The organism is Nocardia sp. NPDC058633, from assembly GCF_042717045.1.
GTDB lineage: Bacteria > Actinomycetota > Actinomycetes > Mycobacteriales > Mycobacteriaceae > Nocardia.
Window position 1 is genome coordinate 150,712 of the sequence record NZ_JBHXRA010000004.1, and the last position, 12,946, is coordinate 163,657.

Genomic DNA, 12,946 nt, shown 5'->3' on the forward strand with positions numbered 1-12,946 from the left:
CGCCGCGACGTCGTCTACTGTCGATTCGGTGGCAGTCCTAGAGGTGGTGCAACGACTTCCCGAGCCGTTGCGTTCCCTGCTCCTGAAGCATCGGGAACTCCTGAAATTCGCCGTGGTCGGTGCGATCACCTGGTTCATCGACACCGGGGTCGTGTACGCGGTGAAACTGACCGTGCTCGGTGACAAGCCGCTCACCGCGCGCCTGCTCGGCGCGCTGATCGCGACCATCGCCTCCTACATCCTCAACCGCGAGTGGTCGTTCCGCGCTCGCGGGGGCAGGCAGCGCAGTCACGAGGCCGCCCTGTTCTTCACGGTCAGCGCACTGGGTATCGCGGTCACGATGATTCCGCAGGCGATATCGCTCTACGCGCTGAATCTTCGGGTGCCGCACGTGGACCCGACCGTGCAGATGGTCGCCAACTTCGTCTCCGGCCAGATCCTCGGCGTGCTGCTGGCGATGGCGTTCCGCTTCTGGGCCTTCCGCCGCTACGTCTTCCCCGACGACCTGCGCGAAGCGGAACTCCACAGCATCCAGGGCTGAATTTCGGCGGCTGGCGCCGCGGGTTTTCGGCCTGTTCCCTCGATCTTCCCTCCCGCCGGGTACTCCTTCGTCGCACCCTCTGGTCGGTCCAGATCGAGGCGGCCGAAAACCGGCGGCTGCGCCGCCATCATTTGGCTACCGGCGTCTGCCTCCTCGCGTCGCGGACGGCCGGGGGCTATCAGTGTCGGCGTTCGGCGTGTTCCAAGGCGGTGATAACCAGGTCGATGAAGGCGTCTACTTCTTCGCGGGAGTAGCCGCGGGTGCCGAGGCGGGTGTCGGTGAAGCGGACGCCGCGGACGTCGGTGGTGGTCAGGCTGCCGGGGCCGTTGTGGGCCAGGGTCGCCGCGACCAGGTCGAGGAAGGCGTCGACCTCTTCCTCGTGGTAGCCGCGCCTGCCGACGGCGGACTGGGTGAAGCGCATGCGGTGCACATCGTCGGGGGTGAGCATCTCGGCGACATCGTCACCCGCCCGCGCCGCCGGAACCGGGGCGCCACCCTTCTGTCGGTATTCGAGTTCGGTGCGCACCCGGTCGAGGAAGTCGTCGACCTGGTCGGCCTGGTATCCGCGCCCGCCGAAACGCGGTGCCCCGAAGTGCACGTGGCGGATGTCGTCGGCGGTGAGCGCGCCCTGTCCGACGAGGGTCGCCGACACCTGTTCCAAGAAGGCGTCGACCTCGTCTGCGTGGTAGCCGCGATGCCCCAGGGTCGGCATGGCGAAGTGCGTGCGGCTCACATCGTCGGGCGTCACAGCGGTCATTGTGTCAGGATTGCCCTTCTATCCCACGGCTTTTCGTTATCGGGCAGTGGCTCGCACGCCGTCGATGAACAGCCGCCGCACGGCGTGACTGTACACCGACATCGAGGTCGGATCAGGGGTTCGCATACCGGCGACCAGCCCGGCGACGATCATGCCCAGTGCCGCCTTGGCCGTGTTGGCGGTGTCGATATCGGTGCGCAGGTAACCGACCCGCACGCCGTGGTCGAGGTAGCGCGTCATGAGCACCTCGGTGGCGTCGAGCAGGCCGTACACCCGTTCGGTGAGTTCGTCGTCGATGCCGGTGGCGTGGAACAGCAACAGGTGCGCCGTGCGCGGATCATCGAGCAGCACGCGGTTGAGCGAGTCGCCGAGCCGGTCGATCATTGCGGCGTATTCGTCCAGGGTGGTGGCGTTCTCGGGTTCCATATCGCTGTCGAGCGCACCGAAGATGCGCCCGCTCACCTCGTCGATGACGTGGTCGATGATGTCGCGCTTGTTGGCGAAATAGCGATAGAAGGTGCCGTGCCCGATGCCCAGGCGCGTAGCGATGTCGGCGATGCCGGTGGCGTGATAGCCCTTCTCCGCGAAGCAGTCGAACGCGGTATCGATGATCTCCCTGCGCAATTCGGCTTTGCGCTGGTCGATTCGCGAGGGTGGCTTCGTCACATTGACGATGTTACAGTCGGTGTAACCAGAATGACGTGTCATTCTCAAAACTCGGTATGGAGGTTCGGCGTGGCACCTCAGTTCGACGCGGTGGTGGTAGGGGCGGGTTTCGGCGGCATCGGTGCCGGTATCGAACTCGGTCGGCTCGGGTTGGGTGATTTCGTCATCCTGGAGCGGGAGGACGACCTGGGCGGTACGTGGCATGTGAACAGGTATCCGGGCCTGGCGGTCGACATCGCCTCGGTGACCTACTCCTACTCGTTCGAGCCGAACCCGCGGTGGACCCGGCTGTTCGCGCCGGGCGCCGAGTTGAAGAAGTACGCCGAGTACGTGGCCGACAAATACGACCTGCGCAGGCGGATGCGGTTCGGGACCGTGGTCGACGGCGCGCGCTGGGACGAGGAAAACCAGCAGTGGGTGGTCACGATCGCCGGTGGTGAGACGCTGACCGCGCGCTATCTGCTCGCGGCGACCGGGTTCCTGTCCCAGCCCTACACCCCGCCGTTCCCCGGCATCGAGTCCTTCGCGGGCAAGATCATCCACACCACCGACTGGGACGCCGACTACGACCTGACCGGTCGCAAGGCCGCGATCATCGGTACCGGCGCCACCGCGGTGCAACTGGTGCCCGAGGTCGCCGAGCGGGTCGACGAGCTGACCGTGTTCCAGCGCACCCCGATCTGGGTGGTGCCCAAGGTCGACGCCCCGATTCCGGGCGCGGTGCGGGAGCTGTTCGCCAGAGTGCCGCTCACCCAGAAGGCGGCACGGCTGGTCAACACCGGCATGCTCGAGGCGCTGATGGTCGTCGGTGTGCTGCACTACAAGCAGGCCAAACCCCTGAACCGGGCGGCCGCCCTGCTGGCCAAGGCGCACCTGTTCGCGCAGGTACGCGACAAGCGGACCAGGGACAAGCTCACCCCGCACTACGACTTCGGCTGCAAGCGCCCGACGTTTTCCAATCAGTACTTCAAGACGTTCAACCAGCCGCACGTGCGGCTGGAAACGAATTCGATCGACCATGTGGAACCCGACGGCATCGTCACCGCCGACGGCCACAAGACCGAGATCGACACCCTGCTGCTCGCCACCGGTTTCAACCTGTGGGATGTCAACTTCCCGGCTATCGAAATAGTCGGCCGCGACGGCGTGAACCTCGGAAAGTTCTGGCGCGACAACCGCTTTCAGGCCTACGAGGGCATCACCGTGCCCAAGTTCCCCAACTTCTTGAGCCTCAACAGCCCCTACTCCTACAGCGGGCTGTCGTACTTCACCACCATCGAGGCCCAGATGAAACACATGGGCAGGCTGTTCACGGAGCTGTTCCGCCGCGGCGAGCACACCTTCGAGGTCACCGAACAGGCCAATGCCGAGTTCCTCGACCGGATGACCGGCAAGCTGGGTTCCTCGGTGTTCTACGGCGGCGACTGCGCCACCGCGCGCAGCTACTACTTCAACCAGCACGGCGAAGCGGCCCTGCTGCGCCCGACCAGTACCGCCGCCGCGCACCGCGAGGCCGTCACCTTCCCGCTCGACGATTACACCTACGGCGGCATCGCCTGAGCACCCGCGGCTCCGGTTCGCGCACGCGCGGGCCGGGGCTGTTTCGCGCACGCGTCGGTGTCCGGTGTGTCGCCGCGGCGGGGAACTGGCAGACTGTCAGGCGTACTTGCACGTCCACCACTGACTAGGGACTGACTTCGACGATGGACTTCCTGTTTCCGCTGCTGATCCTGGCCCTGCTCGTGCCGATGTTCTTCGGTATCCGCAAACAGAAGCGTGAGGCCGAGAAGGTCTCGACGATGCAGGAGGCCTTGAAGGTCGGTGACGCTGTCGTCACCACCTCGGGCCTGTACGGCACCGTCGTCGACCTCGACGAGAACACCGTCGACCTGGAGATCGCCGAGGACGTCGTCACCACGTGGCTGCGTCAGGCGATCCGCGAGGTGCGCGCCGAGGAGCCGACGATCGAGGAGACCCCCGTGGTCACCGACGCGCCCGCCGAGGAAGTCGTGGAACAGACCGAGACCCGGCTGACCAAGGACTGACCAGTCCCTTTTCCCCGCCCGGGCGCACTGGCGTTGCGGGCCGGGCACCGTTGTGCCCACCGATCCAGCCTCGACTTCCGCCTAGGAGATGACCTGCTGTGCCACCTTCCCAAGGATCGGCGCATCCGTTCCGGTTGCTCGGCGTCTACGCCGCGCTGCTGGCCGTGATCTACGCGCTGGTGTTCTTCACCGGTGACCATTCCCCGTCGGCCAAGCTCGGCATCGACCTGCAGGGCGGTACCCGCGTCACGTTGACCGCGCGGACCCCCGACGGCAACAAGCCGAGCCAGGAAAGCCTGAAGAAGGCCCAGGAGATCATCGACGCCCGCGTCAACGGTCTCGGTGTCGCCGGCTCCGAGGTGGTCATCGACGGTGACAACCTGGTCATCACGGTGCCCGGCGATGACAGCCAGCAGGCACGCGCGCTGGCCACCACCGCCAAGCTCTACATCCGCCCGGTGCTGTTCGCGACCGAGCCGCAGGCAGGCGGGGCGGCCCCGCCCGCGACCGGCACCGCGCCGCCGGGTGAGACCGCGCCGCCGGCGACGGACGCTCCGGTCCCCGCGCCCGGCGACGCGACCCAGCCCGACGCCTCGACCCCGTCCGCGGGCGAGGCGTCGACCACTCCGGCGCCCCAGTCACGGGTGTTCCCCGCGCAGGCACCGCCGACGCCGACGCCGCCGCCCGGTGGTCTCACCGTCCAGCAGCAGCAGGCCAAGGAGATCGCCGACGCCAAGGCGCTGCGCCAGAGCACCGATCAGCAGGTTCAGCAGGTCGCGATGGCGTCCATGGACTGCACCAAGGCCGATCCGCTGACAGGCAACGACGACCCCGCGTTGCCGCTGGTCACCTGCTCGCAGGACGGCACCGAGGTGTTCCTGCTCGGCCCGAGCCGGATCGACGGTCAGGAGATCGCCGACGCGAGCTCCCAGCTGAACTCGGCGCAGGCCCGCCACGAGGTGAACCTCGAGTTCAAGTCCGCGGGCTCCGATGCCTGGGCGACGCTGACCGGTGAGTACGTCAACAAGCGGGTCGCGTTCGTGCTCGACTCGAAGGTTGTCAGCGCGCCCCAGGTGCAGGAGGGCCCGCAGCTGGGTGGTCGCACCTCGATCTCGGGTAGCTTCACCGCCGACAGCGCGTCCGAGCTGGCCAACACCCTGAAGTACGGTTCGCTGCCGCTGTCGTTCCAGACCTCGGAGGCGGAGACGGTCTCGGCCACGCTCGGCCTGTCCTCGCTGAAGGCGGGACTGCTCGCCGGTGCCATCGGCCTGATCGCGGTGCTGATGTATTGCCTGCTGGTCTATCGCTTGCTCGGCATCCTGGCCGGGTTCTCGCTGGTCGCGGCCGGTTTCGCCGTCTACGGCATCATCGTGTTGCTCGGGCGCTGGATCGGGTTCACTCTCGACCTGGCCGGTATCGCCGGTCTGATCATCGGTATCGGCCTGACCGCCGACTCGTTCGTGGTGTTCTTCGAACGCATCAAGGACGAGATGCGCGAAGGGCGCAGTTTCCGATCGGCGGTGCCGCGTGGCTGGGCCAGGGCCCAGCGCACCAACCTGTCCGGTAAGACGGTCAGCCTGATCGCCGCGGTGGTGCTGTATATGCTCGCCGCCGGCCAGGTCAAGGGCTTCGCCTTCACTCTCGGTGTCACGACCGTCCTCGACGTGATCGTGCTGTACCTGGTGACCGCACCATTGATGATGCTCGCCGCGCGGTCGCCGTTCTGGGCCAAGCCGTCGGTGAACGGTCTCGGCGTGGTGCAGCAGATCGCCAGGGAAACCGGCGCGGGCAGGGCCCGGCCGAAGGAGATGTCACGATGACCAACGCCAATTCCACCGGCGAACCGGTGGCACTCGACAAGCGCGGTTCCGGTCCGGCGCCGCGTCACAGCTTCCTGGAGCGGCTCTACACCGGCACCGGAGGCTTCCCGATCGTCAGCAGGCGCAAGCTGTTCTACTCGCTGGCGGCGATCTTCGTGCTGGTGTCGTTGCTCAGCATCGCGGTGCGCGGCTTCACTCTCGGCATCGACTTCACCGGTGGTTCGCGGATCCAGATCCCGGCCACCGCCGAGATGACCACCCAACAGGTGGAGGACGTCTACTCCGACGCCCTCGGCCACGGCCCGGTCTCGGTGCAGAAGGTCGGTTCCGGTGCCAGCGCGACCATTCAGGTCCGGTCCGAAACGCTCGACATCGCGCAGATCGACGCGGTGACCACCGCGATGGTCGCGGAGTTCGAGCCCAAGGACGCCTCCGGTGCGGTGAGCCGCGACGCCATCAGTGTCGCGGACATCAGCGAGACCTGGGGTGGGCAGATCACCCAAAAAGCCCTGATCGCGCTGCTGGTGTTCGTGGTGGCGACGATGATCTACATCGCGATCCGCTTCGAACGGGACATGTCGATCGCGGCGATCGTGTCGCTGTTCTTCAACCTGATCGTCACCGCGGGTATCTACTCGCTGGTCGGGTTCGAGGTGACACCGGCCGCGGTGATCGGTTTGCTCACGATTCTCGGCTTCGCGCTCTACGACAACGTCGTGGTGTTCGACAAGGTCGAGGAGAACACCCGCGGTGTGATGCACCTGAACAAGCGGACCTACGCCGAGCAGGCCAACCTCGCTGCCAACCAGACGCTGATGCGCTCGATCAGCACTACGATCATCGGCATCCTGCCGATCATCGGCATGCTGGTGATCGCGGTCTGGTTGCTGGGTGTTGGCACCCTGAAGGATCTCGCGCTGGTGCAGATGGTCGGCATGATCGTCGGCGCCTACTCGTCGGTCTTCTTCGCCGTGCCGGTGCTGGTGTCGATCAAGGAACGCTGGGGTCCGGTGGCCGCGCACACGAAGAAGGTCCTGGCCAAGCGGGCAGAGGGCACCGTCGGTGCTCGGGTTCCGGTGGGTGCGGGCGCTTCGGCGGCCCGAGGTCCGCGACCGACCGACAGCGGCGCGCCGCGACCGGGTTCTCGTCCGAGCGGAAAGCGCCAGAAGCGCAGGCACTGACTTCACCGACGAGCAGGGGTCTCATCATGCGACGTAGCACGATTCGACTTATCACGGTGCTGGCCACGGCGGCGGTGACCACCTCCGTGGTGGCCGGGTGCTCGACCAAGAACCAGGTGCCCTCCATCGGGTACGCGGTCGACGCCACGGTCGCCAGCTACAACGGTGCGAGCACGCTCGGCGCGAGTAGCGGTGCCGCGGCGGTGTTCGGCCGCGTGCTGACCGGGTTCTTCTACACCGGACCCGATGGTCAGCAGGTGGCCGACACCGACGTGGGCACGGCCAAGGAAGTGCCGGGCGAGACCCAGACGGTGCAGTACCGGCTCAACCCGGACGGGGTGTACTCCGACGGGGTGAAGACCTCCTGCGACGACCTGGTGCTGGCCTGGTCGGCGCGCTCGGGCAAGTTCACCCGCCCCGGCGACCGCGGGCCGGTCCCGCTGTTCGACGCGGCGAGCACCGTGGGCTACGACGAGATCGAACGCATCGATTGCCAGCCGGGATCCAAGGACGCCACCGTGGTGTTCCGCCCGGGCAAGCACTACCTGCCGTGGCGGACGCTGTTCACCGCGACCGAGGTCATGCCCGCGCACGTGGTGGCGCAGGCGGTCGGCGTGCCGAATCTCGTGGACGCCCTGCAGGCCGGAGACGGCGCGGTGATCGGCCGGATCGCCGACTTCTGGAACAGCGGCTGGACGGTGAAGTCCGGGGCGCTCGACCTGACGAAGTTCCCCTCGTCGGGTCCGTATCGGATCGAATCCTTCAGCACGAAGGACGGTTTGGTGCTGGTCGCCAACGAGAAGTGGTGGGGCGACGCGCCCGAGACGAAGCGGATCGTGGTGTGGCCCAAGGGCACCGACTTCGCCGCCAAGGCGAAGGAGAACGCGCTCGGGGTGGTCGATCTCGGGGCAGGCTCGGTCGCTGACCTGACGCTCGACGGTTTCGACGAGCAGACGGTGGCGAGCCGCGGCGCCGAACAGCTCGTGCTCGCCACCGGCGGGGTGTTCTCGCGGGTGGAGGTGCGCCGTGCCTTCGCGCAGTGCGTGCCGCGGCAGGCGCTGTTCGACACCCTGGGCAAGGCCGGCGAGCCGCCGAAGCTCGGGCTCGGTGCCGGTGTGTTGAACGCCCATGTGGTGCAGCAGGATTCGCTGTACTACCCGGCCGTGATCGGCGGTGCCGAGCGGTACCGCGGTGCCGACATCCCCGCGGCCACCGCGACGTTGGCCTCCGCAGGCACCGCGCAGCCGACGGTCCGGATCGGCTACCACGGGCCCGACGCGCGCCGCGCGCAGACCGTGGCGATGATCGCCGAGTCCTGCCGTGGGGCGGGAATCACCGTGGTCGACGCGGGTGCGCCCGACTTCACACCGGTGAAACTGCCCGAGGGCGCCGTCGACGCGGTACTCGGGGGTACCGGCGCGGTGCCGGGGCCCGCGGGGTCGAGCGCGGGTGTTGTCGCGCTGGCCGCGTTGCGGGCCGGTAGCGGACTCGATTTCGGTGGCTTTGCTAACGGTCGCTACGATGCGATCACCGATCAGCTTGCGAGCGAGACCAATTCGACCGCGACGCTGAACCTGCTGTCCGAGGCCGAGAACCTGCTGTGGGCGCAGCTACCGAGCATCCCGTTGTTCGCGACGCCGCGCATCATCGCGTTCGGCACCGGGATGCAGAACGGGATCGCCGGGCCGACACAGGCCGGTACCGGGTGGAACATGGATCGCTGGGTGTTGCAGCGATGAGTGGACGTGATGAAAGAGGGTCGATGAGCAAGCACGCGGTGGTCGAGTCCGACGATCAGGTCCGTGAGCGGACCGCCGAGGCGGCCGACGCGGTTGCCCGGCTGACCCGCTGGCACGACGACTTCCCCACGCCGGGTGTGCGTTTCGCCGATCTCACCCCGGTCTTCGCCGACGCCGCCGGGTTCCGTGCGGTCGTCGACTGCTTCGCCGCCATCGCCCCCGACGCCGACCTCGTGGCCGGGGTCGACGCGCGTGGGTTCCTGCTCGGCGCCGGAGTCGCGGCGACACTGGGCACCGGCGTGCTCGCGATCCGCAAGGGCGGCAAGCTCCCGCCGCCGGTCGTCTCGCGCGAATACAAGCTCGAATACGGTTCCGCGGCACTGGAAATCCCCGCCGACGGTGTCGAACTCGAGGGCAAGCGAATTCTGCTGCTCGATGACGTCCTCGCCACCGGCGGCACCCTCGCCGCCGCGGCTGCCCTGTTCAAGGAAGTGGGCGCCGAGGTGGTCGCCGCCGCCGTGGTGATGGAACTGGAGTTCCTGAAGGGGCGCGAGCACCAGGGCGACTACCCGGTGACCTCGATCGTCAAGCTCTGAGACCTCCTCAGCGCGCCGCGCGCAGCATCGGCCAGATGGGCGGGCCGCCGGGGACTCGGAGTTCGCCGGTCACCGTGAACCCGAAGCGCTCGTAGTAGCCGATGTTGTCGGGGTTGCTGGATTCCAGGTAGGCGGCCGCGTGTTCGGCGTCGACGCGATCGAGTGTGCTGTGGAGCAGGGCCGAACCGTAACCGCCGCCTCGGACATCGGGGGCGGAGCCGAGCATCGCCAGATACCAGTGTGGTTCGGTCGGGTGATTCTTCCTCAGTAGGTCGCCGAGCTGTTTGGCCGCCAGGGTGCGGCGGCCGAACGCGCGCCAGATACCGGGCAGCGTACGGAGTTCGGTCAGCGGCGACGGAGCCGGATGGTTGGGCGGGGTCCACAGTGCGACGCCGCCCACCGTGCCGTCCGGGCGCAGCGCGAGATCGCAGGCCTCGGCAGGCAGATAGAGGTGGCGCGCCACCGTGGCGAAGAATCGAGGCAGTCCGACGGTTCGCCGATCGAGGTCCGGCAGGATCCAGCTCATCACCGGGTCGTGTCGGAACGCCGCACCCAGCGTCCGGGCCGCCGCGTCCGCGTCGTTTCGGGTGGCTTTGCGCACCACGATCGTCGTCGCCATCGCACTCCTTCGGTTCTGGGCTCACCCGCGAGATGGCGCCTCGCGTCCAGGCTAGCGGGTGCATGACAGCGCTCACAGGAGGAAAAAGGGGTGGCGCGTCGGGGTGGCCCGGTGTTATCAATGAGGGGTCTTGTTCCCGGCGATCGGAGTCACGCGTTGATTTCTTGAGGTAGCGCTCTCGGACGGTCCGCACACCGCGCACCGTGTTTCCGTCGCACCTCCAGGGGATCCGCATGACCTCTCTTTCTTTTTCCGATCTCACCTTTCACTGGCCGGACGGCACCCCTGTCTTCGACGGGCTCGATGCTGTCGTCGGTCCCGGCCATATCGGTCTGGTCGGCAGCAACGGCGCCGGAAAATCCACCTTGTTGCGACTGGTGGCCGGCGAACTGACACCGGTGCGTGGATCGATCTCGGTGCCGGGCAGCCTCGGTTATCTGCGCCAAGACCTGGGTATGCGCACAGGTCAGCGGGTCGACGCCGTGCTCGGCATCGCCGAGGTACGCCACGCGCTGCACCGCATCGAGAACGGCGCCGGCGAGCCCGCGGACTTCGACACCGTCGGCACGGCGTGGCAGGTCGAGGACGAGGCCGTCGCGCTGCTCGGCAAACTCGGGCTCGACTACGTCGCCGGCTCGGTAAAAGATCTGGACCGCACCCTGGACACCCTCTCCGGCGGTGAGACCGTGCTGCTCGGTGTGGTCGCCGAGCTCCTGCGCGAACCCGACGTGCTGCTGCTCGACGAACCGACCAACAACCTCGACGCGGTCGCCCGTGGGCGGCTCTACGAGGTGATCCGGCAGTTCGCGGGCACCGTGATCGTGGTGAGCCACGATCGCGACCTGCTCGACCGGATGGACGGCATCGCCGAACTGCGAGCGGGCGAGATCCGTTCCTTCGGTGGCGGTTTCGGTGACTACGAGCGGATCATCGAGGCCGAGCAAGAGTCGGCGCGCGCTGCCGTGCGTGATGCGCGCAGCGATGTGCGCAGGCAGGCACGCGAACTCGTCGACGCGCGCACGAAATTGGACCGGCGGGCGCGCTTCGCGCAGAAGATGCAGGACAACAAGCGGGTGCCGAAGATCATCGCGGGCCTGCGGAAGAATGCCGCGGAGGTGTCGGCGGGAAAACTACGCAACTCCCACATCGACAAACTCGATTCCGCTCGCGAAACCCTCGACCACGCTGCGGAATCGGTGCGCGCGGACCGGGAGATCCGCATCGATCTCCCCGATACCCGGCTGTATCCGGGCCAGGACGTCTTCCACCTGCAGCAGGTCGAGTTGGCCAACGGGCCGATCGTGGACCTGCGCGTGAGCGGGCCGGAGCGGATCGCGCTGACCGGACGCAACGGGGCGGGCAAAACCACCCTCCTGCGCCGGATCGTCGCCGAGGAACCCAAGGTGGCGTGGCGGTTGCTGCCGCAGCGCCTCGACGTGTTCGACGAATCTCGAACGGTGTTCGAGAACGTCGCCGCCGCCGCGCCGCACGCCACACCGGAGCGGATCCGCGGTCAGCTCGCGCGGTTCCTGTTCCGCGGTGCCGACGCCGACATCGCCGCCGCGGCGCTCTCGGGTGGCGAACGATTGCGCGCCGCCCTGGCGACCCTGCTGCTCGCCGAGCCTGCACCGAAACTGCTGATGCTCGACGAACCGACCAACAACCTCGACCTCCCCAGCCTCGCCCACCTCACCCAGGCTTTGGCGGGTTACGAGGGCGCGCTGATCGTGGTCAGCCACGACGAGCGCTTCCTCGACGAGATCGGAGTCACCCGCAGGCTGGAGCTCACCCCGGACGGACTGGCCGAAGGCGGCCCCGTGCCTGCTACCTAGAACTCGCGGCGTACCGCTGTCGGGGCGGATCCGTGCCCGACCACCCGCGGCGAGCGGGAGCCGGGACGTAGACGCGACCACTGGTGCGGCCCTCGGGGTGGGGGTCGCACGACGAGGTGCGTGCCCCTGCGCCTCTTGACGACGAGAGTTATGGTCGCATAGACTAAAACAAAGAAGTCGCGAGAGGGAGTGGTTCGAATGGGGTACGGGAACTGGGATGACACCGCCTACCGGGCGGGTAAGACGTTTCGCGCGCGGGCGGGCGTAGACGATTTCGGGTACACCGCCGAGACGCGGGCCAAGCCGTACGACACCTGGTGCGCGCATCCGTTGCTCGATCCGTTCGGGGTCGGCAAGCGGGAGTGCCGTGACTCGGCAGAGCACGGGAACTCGCTGCCGGTGGCCGTGCTGTTCGATGTGACCGGGTCGATGGGGCGAGTGCCGCGCATCATGCAGGACAAGCTCGGGAAACTGCACGGGCTGCTGAAGAACAAGGGCTACGCGCAGGACCCGCAGGTGCTGTTCGGCGCGATCGGCGACGCCGATACCGACCGGGTGCCGTTGCAGGTGGGGCAGTTCGAATCCGACAACCGGATGGACGAACAGCTGCGAGCGATCCTGCTCGAAGGCGGCGGCGGTGGACAGAAGTCCGAAAGTTATGAACTGGCCGCGTATTTCATGGCCGAACACGTCGCGACGGATGCCTGGGACAAGCGCGGCAAGAAAGGGTATCTGTTCCTGATCGGCGACGAGCTGAACAAGCCTCGCCTGGCCGCCCGGCACATCAGGGCGGTGGTCGGTGATCATGTGCGTCGCGATGTGTCCGTCGAGTCGATCTACCGCGAACTCGAGCAGCGGTGGCACGTGTACTACATCCTGCCGAATCAGTCCTCCTACTACCGGGACCCGGAGATCGCCGAACATTGGCGGGCGTTGCTCGGGCAGAACTTCCTGAAACTCGACGACCCCGGCGCGGTCTGCGAATTGATCGCGCTGACCATCGGACTGGGCGAGAATCGGGTCGATGTCGACACCGGGCTGGCCGATTTGCGTGACGTCGGGTCGGGTGAGGAAGCCGACGCGGTCGGCCGGGCGCTCGGTGCGAAGCCGGGACGGGCCGTGCGCGCTCTGCCGCCCGGTCGTTGAGATC

General features: G+C 67.4%; 12 protein-coding genes. 9 read left to right on the forward strand and 3 right to left on the reverse strand.

The genetic code is table 11. The annotated features are described in order from the left end of the window. Positions 1–28: 28 nt before the first annotated feature. Positions 29–541 (forward strand): GtrA family protein, encoded by a 513-nt coding sequence (locus ACFWUR_RS06550; RefSeq protein ID WP_378902906.1) that lies wholly within the window; start codon positions 29–31, stop codon positions 539–541. A gap of 178 nt (positions 542–719) precedes the next feature. Here the strand turns inward: ACFWUR_RS06550 and ACFWUR_RS06555 are convergent, their stop codons facing one another. Together ACFWUR_RS06555 and ACFWUR_RS06560 are read right to left on the reverse strand one after the other, a co-directional pair. Then, on the reverse strand, positions 720–1,298 hold the full coding sequence (locus tag ACFWUR_RS06555; protein WP_378902908.1) for a DivIVA domain-containing protein: 579 nt from the start codon (positions 1,296–1,298) through the stop codon (positions 720–722). 36 nt (positions 1,299–1,334) lie between these two features. After that, complete coding sequence (locus ACFWUR_RS06560) at positions 1,335–1,964, reverse strand: TetR/AcrR family transcriptional regulator (RefSeq protein ID WP_378902911.1); 630 nt, start codon at positions 1,962–1,964, stop codon at positions 1,335–1,337. Between the two features lie 69 nt (positions 1,965–2,033). Between ACFWUR_RS06560 and ACFWUR_RS06565 the strand changes: the two genes are divergently transcribed. The 6 genes from ACFWUR_RS06565 (at position 2,034) to ACFWUR_RS06590 (ending at position 9,345) form a co-directional block, all read left to right on the forward strand. Further along, positions 2,034–3,524, forward strand: coding sequence for a flavin-containing monooxygenase (locus ACFWUR_RS06565; RefSeq protein ID WP_378902914.1), 1,491 nt, complete (start codon positions 2,034–2,036; stop codon positions 3,522–3,524). A gap of 143 nt (positions 3,525–3,667) precedes the next feature. Then, a complete protein-coding gene (gene yajC, locus ACFWUR_RS06570; RefSeq protein WP_378902917.1) occupies positions 3,668–4,009 on the forward strand; it encodes a preprotein translocase subunit YajC in 342 nt (113 codons plus the stop codon). Positions 4,010–4,107: 98 nt separating this feature from the next. Continuing rightward, positions 4,108–5,829, forward strand: a complete 1,722-nt coding sequence (secD, locus tag ACFWUR_RS06575) for a protein translocase subunit SecD (protein ID WP_378902920.1) — start codon at positions 4,108–4,110, stop codon at positions 5,827–5,829. Next, positions 5,826–7,010, forward strand: coding sequence for a protein translocase subunit SecF (secF, locus tag ACFWUR_RS06580; RefSeq protein ID WP_378902922.1), 1,185 nt, complete (start codon positions 5,826–5,828; stop codon positions 7,008–7,010). The genes secD and secF overlap by 4 nt, the downstream gene beginning before the upstream one ends. 26 nt (positions 7,011–7,036) lie before the next feature. Then, complete coding sequence (locus ACFWUR_RS06585; RefSeq protein WP_378902925.1) at positions 7,037–8,749, forward strand: ABC transporter substrate-binding protein; 1,713 nt, start codon at positions 7,037–7,039, stop codon at positions 8,747–8,749. 23 nt (positions 8,750–8,772) lie between these two features. Beyond that, on the forward strand, positions 8,773–9,345 hold the full coding sequence (locus tag ACFWUR_RS06590) for an adenine phosphoribosyltransferase (RefSeq protein WP_378902928.1): 573 nt from the start codon (positions 8,773–8,775) through the stop codon (positions 9,343–9,345). 7 nt (positions 9,346–9,352) lie between these two features. On the opposite strand, the gene ACFWUR_RS06595 is transcribed toward ACFWUR_RS06590, so the two are convergent. Then, complete coding sequence (locus ACFWUR_RS06595; protein ID WP_378902931.1) at positions 9,353–9,964, reverse strand: GNAT family N-acetyltransferase; 612 nt, start codon at positions 9,962–9,964, stop codon at positions 9,353–9,355. A gap of 233 nt (positions 9,965–10,197) precedes the next feature. Here ACFWUR_RS06595 and ACFWUR_RS06600 point away from each other — a divergent pair, with 233 nt between their 5' ends. Together ACFWUR_RS06600 and ACFWUR_RS06605 are read left to right on the forward strand one after the other, a co-directional pair. Next, on the forward strand, positions 10,198–11,796 hold the full coding sequence (locus tag ACFWUR_RS06600) for an ABC-F family ATP-binding cassette domain-containing protein (protein WP_378902934.1): 1,599 nt from the start codon (positions 10,198–10,200) through the stop codon (positions 11,794–11,796). A gap of 198 nt (positions 11,797–11,994) precedes the next feature. Then, positions 11,995–12,942: a hypothetical protein gene (locus tag ACFWUR_RS06605; RefSeq protein WP_378902937.1), complete on the forward strand. Its 948-nt coding sequence runs from the start codon at positions 11,995–11,997 to the stop codon at positions 12,940–12,942. Positions 12,943–12,946: the final 4 nt, after the last annotated feature.